The 17,400-nt window shown below is 68.1% G+C and carries 16 protein-coding genes; 2 read left to right on the top strand and 14 right to left on the bottom strand.

Annotated features, from left to right (window positions below):
- Positions 1–35: 35 nt before the first annotated feature.
- From RN629_RS04320 to RN629_RS04310, 3 genes are all read right to left on the bottom strand, one after another.
- Positions 36–1,112 (bottom strand): choice-of-anchor A family protein, encoded by a 1,077-nt coding sequence (locus tag RN629_RS04320; RefSeq protein ID WP_407034042.1) that lies wholly within the window; start codon positions 1,110–1,112, stop codon positions 36–38.
- Between the two features lie 83 nt (positions 1,113–1,195).
- Complete coding sequence (locus RN629_RS04315) at positions 1,196–2,869, bottom strand: amidohydrolase (protein ID WP_407034041.1); 1,674 nt, start codon at positions 2,867–2,869, stop codon at positions 1,196–1,198.
- Positions 2,870–2,957: 88 nt separating this feature from the next.
- Positions 2,958–3,401 carry an Lrp/AsnC family transcriptional regulator gene (locus tag RN629_RS04310; RefSeq protein ID WP_407034040.1) on the bottom strand — a complete coding sequence of 148 codons (444 nt, stop codon included), beginning with the start codon at positions 3,399–3,401 and terminating at the stop codon, positions 2,958–2,960.
- Between the two features lie 138 nt (positions 3,402–3,539).
- On the opposite strand from RN629_RS04310, the gene ald reads away from it, so the two are divergent.
- On the top strand, positions 3,540–4,646 hold the full coding sequence (gene ald / locus RN629_RS04305) for an alanine dehydrogenase (protein WP_407034039.1): 1,107 nt from the start codon (positions 3,540–3,542) through the stop codon (positions 4,644–4,646).
- Between the two features lie 105 nt (positions 4,647–4,751).
- Here the strand turns inward: ald and RN629_RS04300 are convergent, their stop codons facing one another.
- The 6 genes from RN629_RS04300 to ccmC all read right to left on the bottom strand — a co-directional run bounded on the left by RN629_RS04300 (position 4,752) and on the right by ccmC (position 9,478).
- Positions 4,752–5,378, bottom strand: a complete 627-nt coding sequence (locus tag RN629_RS04300) for a tetratricopeptide repeat protein (protein WP_407034038.1) — start codon at positions 5,376–5,378, stop codon at positions 4,752–4,754.
- Positions 5,378–5,755, bottom strand: a complete 378-nt coding sequence (locus RN629_RS04295; RefSeq protein WP_407034037.1) for a cytochrome c-type biogenesis protein — start codon at positions 5,753–5,755, stop codon at positions 5,378–5,380. Before RN629_RS04295 ends, RN629_RS04300 begins: the two co-directional genes overlap by 1 nt.
- Positions 5,752–6,279 carry a redoxin family protein gene (locus tag RN629_RS04290; protein WP_407034036.1) on the bottom strand — a complete coding sequence of 176 codons (528 nt, stop codon included), beginning with the start codon at positions 6,277–6,279 and terminating at the stop codon, positions 5,752–5,754. Before RN629_RS04290 ends, RN629_RS04295 begins: the two co-directional genes overlap by 4 nt.
- A gap of 10 nt (positions 6,280–6,289) precedes the next feature.
- Positions 6,290–8,224, bottom strand: coding sequence for a heme lyase CcmF/NrfE family subunit (locus RN629_RS04285; protein ID WP_407034035.1), 1,935 nt, complete (start codon positions 8,222–8,224; stop codon positions 6,290–6,292).
- Positions 8,221–8,655, bottom strand: a complete 435-nt coding sequence (ccmE, locus tag RN629_RS04280) for a cytochrome c maturation protein CcmE (protein ID WP_407034034.1) — start codon at positions 8,653–8,655, stop codon at positions 8,221–8,223. The genes RN629_RS04285 and ccmE overlap by 4 nt, the downstream gene beginning before the upstream one ends.
- A gap of 97 nt (positions 8,656–8,752) precedes the next feature.
- Complete coding sequence (ccmC, locus tag RN629_RS04275; RefSeq protein ID WP_407034033.1) at positions 8,753–9,478, bottom strand: heme ABC transporter permease CcmC; 726 nt, start codon at positions 9,476–9,478, stop codon at positions 8,753–8,755.
- Positions 9,479–9,738: 260 nt separating this feature from the next.
- On the opposite strand from ccmC, the gene RN629_RS04270 reads away from it, so the two are divergent.
- A complete protein-coding gene (locus tag RN629_RS04270; protein ID WP_407034032.1) occupies positions 9,739–11,844 on the top strand; it encodes a TonB-dependent receptor in 2,106 nt (701 codons plus the stop codon).
- Positions 11,845–11,853: 9 nt separating this feature from the next.
- Here RN629_RS04270 and RN629_RS04265 read toward each other — a convergent pair whose 3' ends face one another.
- From RN629_RS04265 to RN629_RS04245, 5 genes are read right to left on the bottom strand one after another with little or no spacing between them, the layout of a single operon-like run.
- Positions 11,854–12,306, bottom strand: coding sequence for a MaoC family dehydratase (locus tag RN629_RS04265; protein WP_407034031.1), 453 nt, complete (start codon positions 12,304–12,306; stop codon positions 11,854–11,856).
- Positions 12,303–14,156: an acetyl/propionyl/methylcrotonyl-CoA carboxylase subunit alpha gene (locus RN629_RS04260; RefSeq protein ID WP_407034030.1), complete on the bottom strand. Its 1,854-nt coding sequence runs from the start codon at positions 14,154–14,156 to the stop codon at positions 12,303–12,305. Before RN629_RS04260 ends, RN629_RS04265 begins: the two co-directional genes overlap by 4 nt.
- A 4-nt stretch (positions 14,157–14,160) precedes the next feature.
- Complete coding sequence (locus RN629_RS04255; RefSeq protein ID WP_407034029.1) at positions 14,161–14,436, bottom strand: barstar family protein; 276 nt, start codon at positions 14,434–14,436, stop codon at positions 14,161–14,163.
- A 5-nt stretch (positions 14,437–14,441) separates the two neighbouring features.
- Positions 14,442–16,040, bottom strand: coding sequence for a carboxyl transferase domain-containing protein (locus RN629_RS04250; RefSeq protein WP_407034028.1), 1,599 nt, complete (start codon positions 16,038–16,040; stop codon positions 14,442–14,444).
- 16 nt (positions 16,041–16,056) lie between these two features.
- Complete coding sequence (locus RN629_RS04245; RefSeq protein ID WP_407034027.1) at positions 16,057–17,223, bottom strand: acyl-CoA dehydrogenase family protein; 1,167 nt, start codon at positions 17,221–17,223, stop codon at positions 16,057–16,059.
- Between the last annotated feature and the right edge of the window lie 177 nt (positions 17,224–17,400).

The following is a 17,400-nucleotide window of genomic DNA, read 5'->3' as shown; positions in this document are numbered from 1 at the left end:
AGCCTCAAGATGGCCGCCCGTCAGGCAGCCAGGTATCAGGCGGCCACCCGCCTCCGCCGCCGGGCGATGAACGCGAAGAGGCCCAGCCCGGTCATCAGCAGTGCCAGGCTCGCGGGCTCCGGCACGGGCGTGGGCGAACCGCCTCCGCCGCTTCCCCCCGAACTGCTCCCGCCCGAACTGCTGGGGCCGCCCGTCCCGTTCGGGACATAGACGCCGACATAGGTGCCCAGATGGAATTCGCCATTCTGGATCAGGCTGCCGAACACCGCCGATCCCTCGATATAATTGCCCGTTACCGCCGCCGCCTTGGGGGCCAGGACCGAGCCTTTCCAGGCGGTGGTCAGGCGCAGGTCGGTCGCCTCGGGGAAATTCCAGATGACATGCTCGCCCAGCCCGGTGGCATTGCCCAGGAAATTGTCGTCCAGCCGCACCGAGGTGCCGGACACGTTGACGATCACCGTATCCGCGCCGTTGCGGTTGAACGCGATCTCACCGAACCGCGACAGGTCGGACGCCTTCAGGTTGAACACCGCCACGCCATCGGCATTGGGAACGGCGTTGAAGGTCGCGCGGTTGTTGGCGATGCCGACCGCGGCGGTGGCGGTCAGCGCGGCATAGCCGTTGGACAGATCGACCATGCTGCTCGCCAGCAGGCTCTTCTGCAGGTTGAGCCCGGACACGAAACCGGGATCGCTCGTCCCCAGCCCCGCCTGCACGATATTCTGGTTGATATTGGTGTTGGACAGCGTGCCGCCGACCTTCACCGTCTGCACCCCGCCATTCAGGTTGAAGCCGCCCTGCACATTGCCGCCGACCAGTGCGCCCGAACCATTGTTCAGGTTTTTGGCCCCGCCCAGCACGTCGCCCACCACGGTCAGGCCCGGCACGGCATAGTTGGACGCCGCAGGGGTGCGGATCTGATAGTTGGACGAATTGCCGCTCAGATTTCCGCCGACAAAGGTCCGTCCCTCCACCTCCGAACTGGAGTTCAGATCGCCCAGGACGATCAGATTCCATTCCTTCAGCGCATCGATTCCCACCACGGGCGAGGCCATGGCGACAGACGGCAAGGCGGCCGCGACCAGCCCGGCAAGCAGCAGACGATGATTCATGACGGTATAACTACACCGAACCACGCATAGGTTCCGCTATTATCTGGGCCGCATCATGGTCAACTTTGGGACGATGCCCGCGATCAGCGCCGGTCCCAGACCTTCTGCCCGCCGATCCACGTCTCTTCCACCTTCGTCGCCCGCAGGTCGGTCGGGCTGGATTCCAGCGGATCGCGATCGACGATGATGAAATCGGCCTGCTGTCCCTGTCCCAGTCGGCCGAACATGTCCTCGGCAAAGGCGGCATAGGCGCCGTCCATGGTATAGGCGCGCCACGCCGCCTCGCGCCCGATGATCTCCTGCGGCTGCCACCCGCCATAGGGCTGGCTGTCGGGGCCCTGGCGGGTGATCGCGGCGGCCCATCCCGCGAAGGGATCGGGGCTTTCGACCGGATAGTCGGACCCGAAGGCCAGCGTCGCACCGTTCTTCAGCATCGAATTCCAGGCATAGGCCCCGGCCAGCCGCGCCGGGCCGAGCCGCGCCTCAGCCATGATCCGGTCGGATGTCTCATGCACCGGCTGCATCGACGCGATGATGCCGTGCCGGCCGAATCGCGGCAGATCCGCCGGATCGACGATCTGCGCATGTTCGATCCGCCAGCGGCGATCACCCTTGTAAGTCTCGGCGAGTTCGTCGATCGCGTCCAGCACCTGGGCATTGGCGCGGTCGCCGATGGCGTGGACGGCGACCTGATATTTGTCCATCGCCGCGCGGCTCATCAGGTTGCGGATCACATCGTCCGACAGGAAGCCCAGCCCGCTCTGGCCCGGCGCATCGGCATAGGGTTGCTTCAACCAGGCCCCGCGCGACCCCAGCGCGCCGTCGGCATAGAGCTTGACCCCGACCAGCCGGAGCCGGTTGTTGTAGAGCCACTGGGTCGGCCCGGTGCCGCCGATCCGCACGCTATCCTCGACGCCGCCGCCATAGCTCAGGATACGGATGCGGATATTCCCCGCATCGCCCATCCGGCGATAGGTCATCCATTCGTCCAGCGAGGTGCCCATATCGGTGGTCGCCGTGATGCCATGGCTCAGCAATGCATTCTGCGCCTTCAGAAAGGCGGTGTTGCGATCCTTGGCCAGCGGCTGGGGCACCGCCTTCTGGATCAGCGCCATGGCGGCATCGACGAATACGCCCGAAGGCTGCCCGCCCACCTTCTCGATCCGCCCCCCGGCCGGGGCGATCGTGCGGGCGGTGATGCCAGCCGCCTTCATCGCCGCGCTGTTGGCCCAGAGCGAATGGCCGTCGGCACGCTCCATCACGGCCGGGCGATCGGACACGACGGCATCCAGATCGGCCGCGGTCGGGAAGCGCCCCAGCCCCCAGGCCTCCTGGTTCCAGCCGCCGCCCAGCACCCATTTGCGATCGGGATTGGCCGCCGCATAGGCCGCGATCCGCGCCTTGGCCTCGTCGAGCGACCGGGTGGGGGACAAATCGAGTTCGAGCAGGCGAAAGCCCAGCCCCATCAGATGGCCGTGCGAATCGACGAAACCGGGCAGCAGCACCCGCCCCTTCATATCCGCGCGCCAGTCGAGCTTGTCGGGACGCTTGTCCTTGGGGCCGAGCAGCCGGACGACCTTGCCATCGGGGGTCAGCAACAGGCCGGTGAACCGGACGACCTTGCCGTCCTTGTCCAGCGTCCGCCCGGCCACATTGTCGATCAACGCATCGGCGAACGCGGCGGCGGGGGTCCATGCGATCGCCAGCGCGACGAGGGTGGAACGGAGGATGCGGGGGAAGGAAGCCGGCTTTACCATGGCCGATCCCTATCGGGTGATGGCCTCCGTTGGAAGCGTCCGCCTCTGCCCGGCCCCCGGCACGCGGGCCATGATGCCGCCGGCGGCGTCAGGACCGCCGCACCACCTCGCGAATCACGAAATGCGACGCCAGCCGGGTCACGCCCGGTAGGCGCGCCAGCGTCTCGCGATGGATACGCTCGTAACTGTCGTCGCGACGCACCTCGACCTGGATCATGTAATCCGCCTCGCCGCTCATCAGGAAACATTCCACGATCTCGGGACAGCGCAGGATTTCGCGCTCGAACGCCGCCATGGTCTCGTGCCGCTGGTCCTTCAGCGTGACGTTGACCATCACGATCGATGGCCGTCCCCGCGCCTCGTGGCTCAGGATCGCGCGATAGCCGGTAATCACCCCGGCCTCGCGCAGTTGCGCCACGCGGCGATGCGCGGCGCTGGCGGACAGCCCGACCTTCTCGCCCAGCGCCGCGCTGGTCAGATCGGAGTCGCGGACCAGTTGGGCCAGAATGCGGCGGTCGATCGCGTCGGACATTCCATCCCGATACACCCTCGAAACACGCAAGAAAATCGCGAATTATACGATGTTTCGGGAAAGCTTTGCACACCTCTCCCAGTCGATCGGCGCTACGATCATCGTGACGATAGAGACGATATATAAGGAGAGATCATCATGCGCGTCGGTGTCCCAAAGGAAATCAAGAACCACGAATATCGCGTCGGCCTGACCCCGCCCTCGGTGGCCGAACTGGTCGCGGCCGGTCATGAGGTCATCGTCGAAACGAAAGCCGGTGGCGGCATCGATTTCGAGGATCAGGACTATATCGACGCGGGCGCGCGCATCGTCGCCACCGCCGCAGAGGTGTTCGACCAGGCCGAGATGATCGTGAAGGTCAAGGAGCCGCAGCCGGGCGAGGTCGCGATGCTGCGCCCGCATCACCTGCTCTTCACCTATCTCCACCTCGCCGCCGACAAGCCGCAGGCCGAGGGATTGATGCAGTCGGGCGCGACCTGCATCGCCTATGAAACCGTCACCAGCCCGCGTGGCGGCGTGCCGCTGCTCAAGCCGATGTCGGAAGTCGCGGGCCGCATGGCGGTGCAGGTCGGCGCGCATTATCTGGAAAAGCAGCAGGGCGGCCGTGGTATCCTGCTCGGCGGCGTACCCGGTGTCGCGCCGGCCAAGGTCGCGATCCTGGGCGGCGGCGTGTCGGGCGTGAACGCGGCGCAGATGGCGGTGGGCCTGCGCGCCGACGTCACCATCTATGACATCAACAACGACCGCCTCGCCGAGCTGGACATGTTCTTCTCCAGCCAGATCAAGACCGCCTATGCCTCCAAGGCGGCGATCGCGGCGGCGGTGAAGAACGCCCATCTCGTCATCGGCGCGGTGCTGGTCCCCGGCGCGGCGGCCCCCAAGCTCGTCACCCGCGACATGCTGAAGACGATGAAGCGTGGATCGGTGATGGTCGACATCGCGATCGACCAGGGCGGTTGTTTCGAGACCAGCCATGCGACCACCCACCAGGACCCGGTGTTCGAGATCGACGGCGTGATCCATTATTGCGTCGCCAACATGCCGGGCGCGGTCGCGCGCACCTCGACCTTCGCGCTCAACAACGCGACGCTGCCTTTCGCGGTCAAGCTCGCCAACATGGGCGCGGACGCCGCGATGAAGGCCGATCCGCATCTCGCCAACGGCCTGAACGTCTCGGATGGCAAGATCCGTCACGCCGCGGTCGCCGAAGCGCTCGACCTGCCGCTCGAGGCCTGGGCGGGCTGAGCCGCCTCCGGTCGTGCCGGGCGAAGCCGCATCACGCGACTTCGCCCGGTCGACGGATCGACCAGCGCGAATCACCGCGTTACGAAAGATGCCAAGGGGAAACCCCTATTGGCCCATCATCCCGATCGCGCGGTCGAGCAGCATCACCCGCTGCGCAATCGCCGCCCGATAGGGCGCGTCGGCCGGCGTCCGCTGCAGCGCCAGCCGCCACAGGGTCCGCGCCTTCATGACGTCTCCCGCGCGTATCTGCGCCATCCCCTCGAAGAAAAAGGGCGCGGGGTCTCTCGGGCCCAGGGTTCGCGCCCGGCGAAAGGCGAATTGCGCGGCGGGCGACATCTGATAGCCGTCATGCGCGAACAGGAGATTGCCCAGTTCGGTCCAATAGGCGACGCTGTCGGGCTTGCCGCCGACCGCCGCCAGCATGATCCGCACGGCGGTGCGCTTGTCCCCCGATCGGGCCAGCGCGTCGGCGGCGGTGAACATCGCCGCCTCGCCGCCGAACCGGCCCATCAACTGGCCGCGCAGTTCGCGCATGTCCTCATCGTCGACGCGGGGGTCGGGGCGCGGCGCGGGCGCGCTGGCGGGCAGGCCCGGCCACCCCTGCCACGCATAGCCGACCCCGCCCAGCGCCAGCGCCGCGCCCATCATGGTCCAGAGCGGACGCGGCAGCCCCAGACGCACGGCCAGCCCGATCGCCAGCGCGATGAGCAGCAGGAGGATCAGCCAGCCCATCAGCGCCGCTTGCCGAAACTGGACCGCGCGATCCACCCGCCGATCGCAAGCAACAGGATCGGGGTCGCCCACAGCAACGCCGTCGCCGCCGACAGCGGCGGGTCATAGCTGACATAATCGCCATAGCGTTCGATCAGCCAGGCACGAATAGCGGCCGGGCTGTCCCCGCGCGCGATACGCTGGCGCACCAGCGCGCGCATGTCGGCGGCCATGTCGGCGTCGCTGTCGGCGATCGACTGGCCCTGGCACACCACACAGCGCAGTTCGCCCATCAGCGCGCGCGCGCGCGCTTCCGCCCGGGCGTCGGGCAATTGCGTATTGCCGTAATCGGGCGCAGCCGTTCCGGCGGCCAGCGCGATCGCGAGCAGCAGACTCATCGTGCGGCGGCCACGTCGCGGGCGATCTCGTCGACCTGCTCGGGGCGGATATCGCCGATATATTGCCGCACGATCCGCCCACGCCCGTCGATCAGGAAGGTCTCGGGCACGCCCGACGAACCGAGCGACATCTGGACGCGGCTCTGCCGGTCATCGCCGATCGCGCGGTATGGGTCGCCGTTGCGCCGTAAAAAGCCCGCAATGGCCGGGCTTTTGTCGTGAATGGCGATGGCATCGATCGTCACGCCGCGCACCTTGAGCTGCATCAACTGCGGCGCTTCGGCGATGCATGGAATACACCAGCTCGCGAAGATGTTGAGGAGGCGCGGCTGCCCCCGGCCGAAATCGCCGCTCGCCAGCCCCGGCTTGCCCGCCACCATCGGGTCGAGGCGAAAGGCGGGCAGCGGCTTGTCGACCAGCGTGGAATGCACGGTGGTGTCGCCCGGCCGCATCAATCCGGCGGCGACCACCGCGAACAACACGCCGAACAGCGCGAGCGGCGTCCAGATCAACCAGCGTCTCATCCCCGACTTCTCATCCCCAAAGGGCCTCCCGCCGCCGCTTCGTCCATTCCTTCCACCAGCGGCCGACCAGCGCCAGCGCGCCGCCCAGCGCGATCAGCGCGCCGCCCAGCCAGATCAGCGTCACGAACGGCTTCCACCACAACCGCAACTGCCAGCGGCCGGTCGCCGCATCCTGCTGTCCCAGCACCGTGTAGAGCTGGCCATTCCAACGGGTGGCGATGGCGCTTTCGCTGGTGGTGGTGGGCGGATCGGTGAAGAAACGCTGTTGCGGGCGCAGGCTGGCGCTATCGCCGTCGCGCGTGGCGGTCAGACGCGCCTCCAGCGCCGACCAATTGGGACCGACATTGGGGTAGATGCGGTTCAACTGGACGCGCCACGGGCCCACGATCGTCGCCTGCCCCGGATAGAGCGCGACCAGACGTTCGGCGGTGAAGGCGCTGTCGCAGGCCATGCCGATCATGCTGACCCCGATCCCGGCATGGGCAACGACCATGCCCCAGATAGGCAGCGGCGTGCGCCGCCAGTTGCGCCGCGCGACCGGCAGCACGCTGGCGACGACCAGCCCGACGCCGAAGGACAGGCCGAGCAGCGGCAGGACGTCCATCCCGCCGCTCAGCGTCAGCACCAGTGCAAAGGTCCCCGCCGCCGCGACCATCGGCCACAGCATGCGGACCAGCACCGCCTCGGCATCGTCCCGTCGCCAGCGCAGGCTGGGCCCGACCGCCATGACCGCGACCAGCGCCAGCGCGATCGGCCCAGCCGCCGTGTGGAAGAAGGGCGGCCCGACCGACAACCGCACGCCGAACCCCGCCGCGACCAGCGGGTAGAGCGTGCCGATCAGCACGATGCCCAGGATCACCGAGAGCAGCAGGTTGTTGATGACCAGCCCGCCCTCGCGGCTGACGAACGCGAAATTGCGCCCCGCGCGGACCTGCCCGATCCGCGCGCCGAACAATGCCAGCGCGCCGCCGATATACAGGCCCAGCAATCCCAGGATGAACGCGCCGCGTCGCGGGTCGACGGCAAAGGCATGGACGCTGGTCAGGATGCCCGAACGGACGAGGAAGGTGCCGATCATCGACATGGAAAAGGCCACCACCGCCAGCATCACCGTCCAGGCGCGCAGCCCGTCGCGCGCCGCCAGCACATTGACCGAATGCAGCAGCGCCGTCGCCGCCAGCCAGGGCATCAGCGAGGCATTCTCGACCGGGTCCCAGAACCACCAGCCGCCCCAGCCCAGCTCATAATAGGCCCAATAGGAGCCCGCCGTGATGCCGATGGTGAGGAACACCCAGGCGCCCAGCACCCAGGGGCGCATCGCCCGGGCGAAGGCCGGCCCGACCTGCCCCGTCACCAGCGCGCCGACCGCGAAGGAAAAGGCGACCGACAACCCGACATAGCCCGCGTAGAGCGTCGGCGGATGGAAGGCGAGGCCGGGGTCCTGCAACAGCGGGTTCAGCCCCTGCCCCTCGACCGGCGCGGGATTCAACCGGGCGAACGGATTGGAGGCGAAAAGGAGAAACGCATAGAAGCCCAGCGCGATCGCGCCTTGCGCCGCCAGCGTCGCGACATGGGTCGCCCGGTCCAGCGCGCGCTCCTTCCACGCGACCAGCGCGCCGCCCGCGCCAAGGATCGTCACCCAGAGCAACATCGAGCCTTCATGATTGCCCCAGGCCCCAGCGAATTTATAGATCCAGGGCTTGGCCGAATGGCTGTTCTCCGCGACCAGCCTGACCGACAGGTCGGTGTCCAGGAACACCCCGATCAGCGCCGCCATGGCAAGGACGACCAGCCCGCCCTGCACGATCGCGACCGGGCCGATCGCGGCCATCGCCTGCGCGCCCGCCGCATCGCGGCGGCGCAGGCCCAGTACGCCCAGCAGCAGTTGCAGCCCCGCGAGCATCGCCGACAGCCAGAGCGAGGCGAGTCCGGCCTCCGCGATCATGGCTTCAGGCTCCGGCTCTCGTGCATGGTGCCCGCCATTTCGGGCGGCATATATTTCTCGTCATGCTTGGCCAGCAAATTGGTCGCCACGAACCGGCCATCGGGCTGAAACTGCCCCTCCGCCACCACACCCGATTTTTCGCGGAACAGATCGGGCGTGATCCCGGCGAAGGTGACGGGCGTCGTCGCCTTGCCATCGGTCACGACGAACCGCACCGTCACGCCGTCGGGCGCGCGGTGGACCGACCCGGCCTGGACCATCCCGCCCAGCCGCACGGCCCGCCCCAGCGGCAAGCCCTGCGCCTTCGCGTCGGAGGGGGTGTAGAAAAAGGCCGCCTGATCTTTCATCGCCGACATGGCGAGCAACACGGCCGCGACGATCGCGGCCAGCGCCAGCAGCACCAGCGTGAGACGTTGGGATTTGGGAGTCATTTCTCGGCGCGCTTCATCGCCGCATAGCTGATCGCCAGCACCAGGCCGGTACCGCCCAGCATGACCGCATAGGCGGCGGCGACGAACGCCCACTGGTTCATGCCCGCGCCATCCGCCGCATCCGCGCCTCGGCCTTGGCCAGCGCGAGCAAGGTGCGCATCCGCATCAGCACGATCGCCGCGAACAACAGGGTGAAGCCGCCCAGCATGATCGGCAGCGGCCAGAGCAGCGACCCCGCGATGCTCGATCCGGTCAGCCCGATCGACTGGCCCTGGTGCAGCGTGTTCCACCAGACGACCGAATAGCGGATGACCGGCAACAGCGCGGTGCCCGCCAATCCGTAGAGCGCCGGTATCCGGCCGTCCCCACCGCGATCCGCGTCCGCCCGGGCGAGCGCGATATAGCCCAGATAGACGAAGAACAGCAGCAACATGGACGTCAGCCGCCCGTCCCATTGCCACCAGGTGCCCCAGGTCGGCCGTCCCCAGATCGATCCCGTCAGCAGGCACAGCCCGGCGAACACCGCCCCCGGCCAGGCGATGGCGCGCGCCGCCACCTGCGCCAGCGGGTGCCGCCAGACGATCAGCGACAGGCTGGCCATCGCGATCCCGCTCCATCCGCCCATCGCCAGCCAGGCAGCCGGGACATGGATATAGAGGATCCGCACCGTCTCCCCCTGAAGATAATCGGGCGGTGTCCGGGTGAGCCCCGCCCAGGCCCCGATCAGGACCAGCAACAGCCCCAGGCCCAGGCAAATCCCGGTCAGCGGACGAGCGATCACCAGGAAACGCGCGGGATTCGCAAGGGCATGGATCGTCGGCACAATAGTGGGACTTTAGGGGCGTTTTTCCGGCCCGTCATCCGTTTGCGTTGAAGATTCTTCCGCCCCCGCAAGCCGACGCAAGGCGGCTGGCTTTCCCCGCGAAGATGGGCTTTACCACCCATCCGTCATCCCGGCACGCACGGGCAACGCCGCCGGACGGACAAGGCCGAGAACCGCGCCGGGCCACAGATGCGACGGCAACCGGGGCAAGGACGGATCAGCGACGGATCAGGGACGGACCAGAGGGGATTTCGACCGGCATGACCGTTTCCATCCGCGCGATACGGCATCCGTTGAGGCTGGCCCGATGGCTGGCCTGCGGGCTGGCGGCCACCACCGTCCCTATGGCTGCCATGGCACAGGCCATGCCCGAGGCGGGCACCAGCATCACCGTCACCGGGCGCGGGCTGGACAGTCCACCGGGCGACCACGCGTTCGATATCGTGACCATCGATCGCGGCCGGATCGTGCAGAACGCCTCTCAGCGCTTGGAGACGGTGCTCGCCGATGTCGCGGGGCTCCAGCAGTTTCGCCGGTCGGACAGCCGCTCGGCGCATCCGACCTCTCAGGGGATCACGCTGCGCGGGCTGGGCGGCAATGCGTCGAGCCGGGCGCTGCTGATCCTCGACGGCGTGCCACAGGCCGATCCGTTCGGCGGCTGGGTGGTGTTTCCCGCTTATGCCACCGGGCGGCTGGGGCGCATCCGGGTGACGCGCGGCGGCGGGTCGGGCTTCTGGGGGCCGGGCGCGCTGGCGGGCACGATCGAGATGGACAGCGCGACCCCCGACCAGCTTGCGCCGCTCGACATGGCGGTCGCCTATGGCAGCCGCCATTCGGTGGATGCGCAAGGGTCTGCCGCGCTCGTGCGCGGGAGCGGGTTCCTGACGCTGTCGGGGGCCTATGCGCGCGGCGACGGCTTCACCCCGATCGTCGCGGGGCAGCGCGGGCCGGTCGACCGCCCCGCCCCCTACGAGCAATATTCGGGCGCGGCGCGCGGCGTGGTCGGCATCGCCCCCGCCACCGAATTGCAGATGACGCTCGCCGCCTTCCACGATGCGCGCGATCGGGGCACCGACTTCACCGCCAATCGCTCGGATGGCGCGGATGCCAGCATCCGGCTGGTCGGGCGCGGAGCCTGGGGCTGGTCGGCGCTGGCCTATGTCCAGACGCGGCAATTCGTCTCGCGCTATGCCAGCGTCAATGCCGCGCGGACGGCCGCCACGCGGACCCTCGACCAATATGCCGTTCCCGCCACCGGGCTGGGCGCGCGGCTGGAGGTCGCGCCGCCACTCGGCAAGGGGGTGACGCTACGGCTGGGCAGCGATGTTCGCAATACAAGCGGACGAACGCAGGAGCTTTACACCTATGTCGCGGGGGCACCCACCCGGCGACGTGTGGCGGGTGGGGCGACGCGGACCATGGGGCTGTTCGCCGATGGCAGCGTTGCGGCGGGGATGCTCACCCTCACCGCCGCCGCGCGGGTCGATGACTGGCACATCGGCAACGGGCGGCTGGGCGAGACGGTGCTGGCGACCGGGGCGATGCCGAGCGACCGCGATTTCCCGGATCGTTCGGGGCGGGAATTCACCGGACGGCTGGGCGTGGCGGTGCGGCCGATCGCGCCGCTGACCTTGCGGGCGGCGGCCTATCGCGGATGGCGGCTACCGACACTCAACGAACTCTATCGACCATTCCGGGCGGGGACCGATGCCACCGCCGCCAATGCCGCGCTCAACCCCGAGCATGGCGAGGGGGTGGAGGGCGGCTTCGACCTGATCCCGGTCAAGGGTCTGCGGCTGTCAGCGACCTATTTCGTCAACCGGCTGACCGACGCCATCGCCAATGTGACGATGGGGCGCGGGCCGGGGACGTTTCCTGGCGTAGGCTTCGTCGGCGCTACCGGCGTTTATCGGATACGGCAGAATCTGGACGCGATCCGATCAGAAGGGTTCGCATTGGAAGCGAATGCCGGCATCGGGCCAGTCGGCGCCCGCGCCTCCTGGTCGCATGTCTCGGCACGGGTCGCGGCGTCGAGCGCGGCGGCACCACTTAATGGCCTGCGACCAGCGCAGACGCCGCGCGACCAGTTTTCGGCGACATTGGCGGTCGAGCATCGCGGCGCGACGTTGAGCGGGACCGTGCGGCATGTCGGTCGCCAGTTCGAGGATGACCAGAATCTCCGCACGCTGGCACCCGCGACGACGCTGGATGCCTATGCGGCGGTGCCGGTCGTCAGCGGTTGGCGGATAGAACTGCGCGCGGAAAACCTCGCCGATGCGCAGGTGCAGGCGGCCTATAGCGGTGCGGGGTTGATCGAACGGGCGACGCCGCGGACCCTGTGGATGGGGGTTCGGACGCAGTTATAGGCCCTTGGCCTACCCGTCCCGCTTCTTGACCAGCGCCGTCCGCAGGCACCGGCACACCACCGCGCCCCGCTGGTTCAACGCCTCGTGCCGGAACGTCACCAGCCCCGCCCCCGGCCGCGAACGGCTCTCGCGCAACGCCGTCACTTCGCTGGTCGCGCGCAGTGTATCGCCCAGGAATACCGGCGCGGGCATGACCAGTTCGTCATAGCCCAGATTCGCCACCAGCGTTCCCAGCGTCGTCTCCCCTACCGACAGCCCGACCATCAACGCGAAGGTGAAGGTGCCGTTGACGAGGATCTGGCCGAACTCGCTGGCCTTCGCCGCCTCGGCATCAATGTGCAGCGGCTGGGGATTGTGGGTCATGGTCGAGAAGAGCAGATTGTCCGTCTCGGTCACGGTGCGGCGGATGGGATGATCGATCCGGTCGCCGATCGTCCAGTCGTCGAAGAAGCGCCCGCTCATGCCGCGTCCTCCGCGACAATACGGACCAGGGCGACGCCCTCGGCCACCTGCCCGCCCGTCTCCGCCGTCAAGTCGGCGACCTTGCCGTCGAACGGCGCGGTCAGGACATGCTCCATCTTCATCGCCTCCAGCGTGACGAGCGGCTGGCCCGCGCTGACCGCTTGCCCCTCGGCCACCGCGACCGCGATGATCCGGCCGGGCATGGGCGACAGGATCGCACCGTCCCCTGCCCCGCCCGCCGCCAGCCCATCGGCGCGCCAGCGGGTGAAGGACCAGCTCTGCCCCCCTTCGGAGATCAGCAATTCGTCCGTCGGCGCAGGCGGCACCTCACCCGCCTCGCTGAAATCAACCGTGATCGGCCGACCGTCGAGCAGGAAGCGCGCGCTCCGCCGGGGCGCGGCGTTGAGGCGGAAGCCGGTCAGCGCCCCTGCCCCGACCAGCGCGGCGGCGGCCTCGGTCAAGGCCTCTTCGGAAGGTTCGGCGGGCGGCATCAGCGCCTCGCCCTCACGCGCAATCAGGCCGGTATCGACCTGGCCGCTCGCGAAGTCGACATGGTCGAGCGCCTCGACCAGAAAGCCTGCATTGGTGCGCACCGGCCAGATCACCGCCTCGTCCAGCGCATCGGCCAGCATCTCGCGCGCCTCGTCGCGGGTGTCGCCATGCGCGATGACCTTGGCGATCATCGGGTCGTACCACGGGGTGATCTCCGCGCCCTCCTCGACCCCGGTGTCGATGCGGATCGCGGGATCGTCGCCGAGGTCGAACACCTCCAGCGTGCCGGTCGCGGGCAAAAAGCCCTTGGCCGGGTCCTCGGCATAGAGCCGCGCCTCGATCGCATGGCCGTGGATGGCCAGGTCGTCCTGACCCAGCGGCAACGGTTCGCCCGCCGCGACAAGCAACTGCCACTCGACCAGATCGACGCCAGTGATCGCCTCCGTTACGGGATGCTCGACCTGAAGCCGGGTGTTCATCTCCATGAACCAGACCCGGTCGGCGCGCAGCCCTTCGGAGGCGTCGGCGATGAACTCGATCGTGCCCGCGCCGACATAGTCGACCGCCTGCGCGGCGCGGACGGCGGCGGCGCACACCGCGTCGCGCGTCGCGTCGTCCATGCCGGGCGCGGGGGCTTCCTCGATCACCTTCTGGTGGCGGCGTTGCAGCGAGCAGTCGCGCTCGAACAGATGGACGACCTGCCCGTGGCGATCGCCGAAGACCTGCACCTCGATATGGCGGGGCGAGAGGATGTACTTTTCGATCAGCACCCGGTCGTCGCCGAACGAGGAGGCCGCCTCGCGACGGCAGGACGTCAATGCTTCAGCGAAGGCGGCAGGATCGTCGACGCGGCGCATCCCCTTGCCGCCGCCACCCGCGACCGCCTTGATAAGCACGGGATAGCCGACCGCCTCCGCCTCGGCGGCAAGGCGGTCGGGGGACTGGTCTTCGCCCAGATAGCCGGGGGTGACGGGGACGCCCGCCGCGATCATCCGCGCCTTGGCGGCATCCTTCAGCCCCATCGCCCGGATGCTGGCGGGATCGGGACCGACCCAGACCAGCCCGGCGGCGATCACCCGCTCGGCAAAGTCCGCATTCTCGGACAGGAAGCCATAGCCGGGATGGATCGCCTCCGCCCCGCTGTCCTTCGCCGCGGCCAGGATGCGCGCGGCGTCGAGATAGCTTTCCCGCGCCGGGGCGGGACCGATGGCGACGGCCTCGTCCGCCATCCGCACATGCAGCGCCTGCGCATCGGCCTCGGAATAGACGGCGATGGTGCGCAGGCCCATCGCGCGCGCGGTGCGGATGATGCGGCAGGCGATCTCGCCGCGATTGGCGATGAGGAGGCTTTTCATCATCGGATCAGGATTCCAGCTTGAACGTGATCGCGCCATCGGGCCGCTCGGCCACAGCGTCGAGGATCGCGGTCACGATCCGGTCGAACCGCTCGCCGATGATCCGCCGCGTAACCGCCGCGTGGGTCAGGTGCAGAGTGATCGGCGGATCGACCACCGCGATGAGCAGGTCGAACAGCGCATCCAGACTGCCGCCATACCATTCGACGCCCGACGCCTCGCGGATGCGGGCGTGGAAATCGGCCTCGTCCTTCACGGTCCGGCCATCGATGGTCAGGTCCATCGCCATTACATGCGGAACACCCCGAAGCGGGGCGCCTCCGCGATGGGCGCATTGAGACATGCATCCAGCGCCAGCCCCAGCACGTCGCGCGTCTGCGCCGGATCGACGATGCCGTCATCCCAGAGCCGCGCGGTGGCGTACCAGGGATTGCCCTCATCCTCGTAACGCTGGCGGATCGGCGCCTTGAACGCCTCCGCCTCGTTCGGCGTCCAGCTCTCGGCGTCGCGGTGGACGGTGGCCAGCACGCTCGCCGCCTGCTCGCCGCCCATCACGCTGATCCGCGCATTGGGCCAGGTGAACAGGAAGCGCGGGCTATAGGCGCGCCCGCACATGCCGTAATTGCCCGCGCCGAAGCTGCCGCCGATCAGCACGGTGATCTTGGGCACCTGCGCCGTCGCCACCGCCGTCACCAGCTTGGCGCCATGCTTGGCGATCCCCTCCCCCTCGTACCGCCCGCCGACCATGAAGCCGGAGATGTTCTGGAGGAACAGCAACGGGATACGCCGCTGGCACGCCAGCTCGATGAAATGCGCGCCCTTTTGCGCGCTCTCCGAGAAGAGCACGCCGTTATTGGCGAGGATCGCGACCGGCTTGCCATGGATATGCGCAAAGCCGCACACGAGGCTCGCGCCGTACAGCGCCTTGAATTCGTGGAAGCGCGATCCGTCGACCAGCCGCGCGATCACCTCATGCACGTCGTATGGCGCGCGGACGTCCTGCGGGATCAGGCCGTACAGCTCCTCCGCCGGATAGAGCGGCGCGTCCGCTTCGGCGAGGTTGACCTCGGGCAGCGTCTGGGGCGGCAGGGTCTCGACGATGTCGCGGACAATCGACAGGGCATGGTCGTCATTCTCAGCGACATGATCGACCACGCCAGACTTGCGGCCATGGGTGTCCGCGCCGCCCAGATCCTCGGCCGAGATGACCTCGCCCGTCGCCGCCTTCACCAGCGGCGGCCCGGCGAGGAAGATCGTCCCCTGCCCGCGTACGATCACGGTCTCGTCGGACATGGCGGGAACATAGGCCCCGCCCGCTGTACAGCTTCCCATCACGCAGGCGATCTGCGGAATGCCCGCCGCCGACATCTGCGCCTGGTTGAAGAAGATGCGGCCGAAATGATCGCGGTCGGGAAACACCTCCGCCTGATGCGGCAGGTTCGCGCCGCCGCTATCGACCAGATAGATACAGGGCAGCCGGTTCTCCAGCGCGATCTCCTGCGCGCGGAGATGCTTCTTGACGGTGAGGGGGAAGTAGGTGCCGCCTTTCACCGTCGCGTCATTGGCGACGATCATCACCTGTCGGCCATGGACCCGGCCGATCCCGGCGATCAGCCCAGCGCCCGGCACCGCATCGTTATACAGGCCGTTGGCGGCCAGTTGCCCGATCTCCAGAAACGGCGCCCCCGCGTCGAGCAACTGCTCCACCCGGTCGCGGGGGAGCAGCTTGCCGCGCGCGACATGGCGGTCGCGCGACGCCGCACCGCCGCCCATTCCCGCGCTGGCCACATCGTCGCGCAGCCGCGCGGCCAGCGCGCGGTTATGGTCGGTATTGGCGCGGAACGCCGCATCGTCGCGCGACAACCGCGAGGCGATCACCGCCCCCATCACTCGTCCTCCAGGCTCATTGCGCCACCTTTTCGAGCTTGCCGATCAGTTCGCGTCCGATCAGCATCCGGCGGATCTCGTTGGTGCCGGCACCGATGTCGAGCAGCTTGGCATCACGCGCAAAGCGCTCGACCGGCCAGTCCCTGGTATAGCCCGCGCCGCCCAGTGCCTGGATCGCCTCCATCGCCACCTTCACCGCATTCTCGCTCGCCAGCAGGATCGCGCCCGCCGCGTCGAACCGGGTCGTCCGCCCGGCATCGCACGACCGCGCCACCGCATAGACATAGGCCCGCGCCGAATTGAGCGCGACATACATGTCGGCGATCTTGGCCTGGATCAGCTGGAACTCACCGATCGCACGACCGAACTGCCGCCGCTCGCGCACATAGGGCACGACGACGTCGAGGCACGCCTGCATGATACCCAGCTGGATGCCCGCCAGCACCGCGCGCTCATAGTCCAGCCCGCTCATCAGCACGCCGACGCCGCCGTTGACCGGTCCCATCACCTGCGCATCGGCGACGAGACAATCATCGAAGACCAGCTCGGCGGTCGGGCTGCCGCGCATGCCCATCTTGTCGATCTTCTGACCGATCGCGAAGCCCGCCATGTCCTTTTCGATCAGGAAGGCGGTGATCCCCCGGCTGCCCTCGCCCGTTTTGGCATAGACGACCAGCGTGTCGGCATAGGGCGCGTTGGTGATCCAGAATTTGGTGCCGTTCAGCCGCCAGCCGCCTTCGACCTTCTCGGCGCGCAGCTTCATCGAGACGACGTCGGACCCCGCCGACACCTCCGACATGGCAAGGCTGCCGACATGCTCGCCCGAGATCAGGCCGGGGAGGTATTTCGCCTTCTGTTCAGGCGAGCCCCAACGCCGGATCTGGTTGACGCACAAATTGGAATGCGCGCCGTAGGACAACCCCAGCGATGCCGAGGCGCGCGATACTTCCTCGATCGCGACGACATGCTCCAGATAGCCCAGGCCCAGCCCGCCATCGGCTTCCTCCACCGTGATGCCATGCAGGCCAAGCGCGCCCATTTCGGGCCAGATGTCGCGCGGGAACCAGTCCTCCGCGTCCATCCGCGCGGCCAGCGGCGCGATCCGGTCGGACGCGAAACGGCGCGTCGCGTCGCGGATCATGTCCGCGCTTTCTCCCAACGCGAAGTCGAAATCGTCGATCATGTCCTCTCCAGGCGGATCTCTGGGTCCGTTGCGTCATCTTAAACGGATATTACCCAAACGCGCAATCTTTGTTCCATAATGGGAAGCGCCCTCCAAGCCGGATCGATTGGCCTGTTCATTCATTTGTAGGCGAGCGAAAAACCCGGCATGAGGCCAATATAGAGAGGAAAGTCCGTC

The sequence above is a fragment of the Facivitalis istanbulensis genome (assembly GCF_040560405.1).
Taxonomy (GTDB): Bacteria; Pseudomonadota; Alphaproteobacteria; order Sphingomonadales; family Sphingomonadaceae; genus Sphingomonas; species Sphingomonas istanbulensis.
The sequence above is the reverse complement of the archived record's forward strand: the minus strand, read 5'-3'. Positions and strand labels throughout refer to the sequence as shown.

Coding starts and splice junctions, on each gene's coding strand:
- RN629_RS04310 (WP_407034040.1), bottom strand. CDS start 3,401: ATGTCCGACGCGATCGACCGCCGCATTCTGGCCCAACTGGTCCGCGAC.
- RN629_RS04285 (WP_407034035.1), bottom strand. CDS start 8,224: ATGATCGCGGAGGCCGGACTCGCCTCGCTCTGGCTGTCGGCGATGCTC.
- RN629_RS04245 (WP_407034027.1), bottom strand. CDS start 17,223: ATGATCGACGATTTCGACTTCGCGTTGGGAGAAAGCGCGGACATGATC.
- RN629_RS04295 (WP_407034037.1), bottom strand. CDS start 5,755: ATGAGTCTGCTGCTCGCGATCGCGCTGGCCGCCGGAACGGCTGCGCCC.
- ald (WP_407034039.1), top strand. CDS start 3,540: ATGCGCGTCGGTGTCCCAAAGGAAATCAAGAACCACGAATATCGCGTC.
- RN629_RS04320 (WP_407034042.1), bottom strand. CDS start 1,112: ATGAATCATCGTCTGCTGCTTGCCGGGCTGGTCGCGGCCGCCTTGCCG.
- RN629_RS04315 (WP_407034041.1), bottom strand. CDS start 2,869: ATGGTAAAGCCGGCTTCCTTCCCCCGCATCCTCCGTTCCACCCTCGTC.
- RN629_RS04265 (WP_407034031.1), bottom strand. CDS start 12,306: ATGAGCGGGCGCTTCTTCGACGACTGGACGATCGGCGACCGGATCGAT.
- RN629_RS04270 (WP_407034032.1), top strand. CDS start 9,739: ATGACCGTTTCCATCCGCGCGATACGGCATCCGTTGAGGCTGGCCCGA.
- ccmE (WP_407034034.1), bottom strand. CDS start 8,655: ATGACTCCCAAATCCCAACGTCTCACGCTGGTGCTGCTGGCGCTGGCC.
- RN629_RS04255 (WP_407034029.1), bottom strand. CDS start 14,436: ATGGACCTGACCATCGATGGCCGGACCGTGAAGGACGAGGCCGATTTC.
- RN629_RS04250 (WP_407034028.1), bottom strand. CDS start 16,040: ATGGGGGCGGTGATCGCCTCGCGGTTGTCGCGCGACGATGCGGCGTTC.
- RN629_RS04290 (WP_407034036.1), bottom strand. CDS start 6,279: ATGAGACGCTGGTTGATCTGGACGCCGCTCGCGCTGTTCGGCGTGTTG.
- RN629_RS04300 (WP_407034038.1), bottom strand. CDS start 5,378: ATGGGCTGGCTGATCCTCCTGCTGCTCATCGCGCTGGCGATCGGGCTG.
- RN629_RS04260 (WP_407034030.1), bottom strand. CDS start 14,156: ATGATGAAAAGCCTCCTCATCGCCAATCGCGGCGAGATCGCCTGCCGC.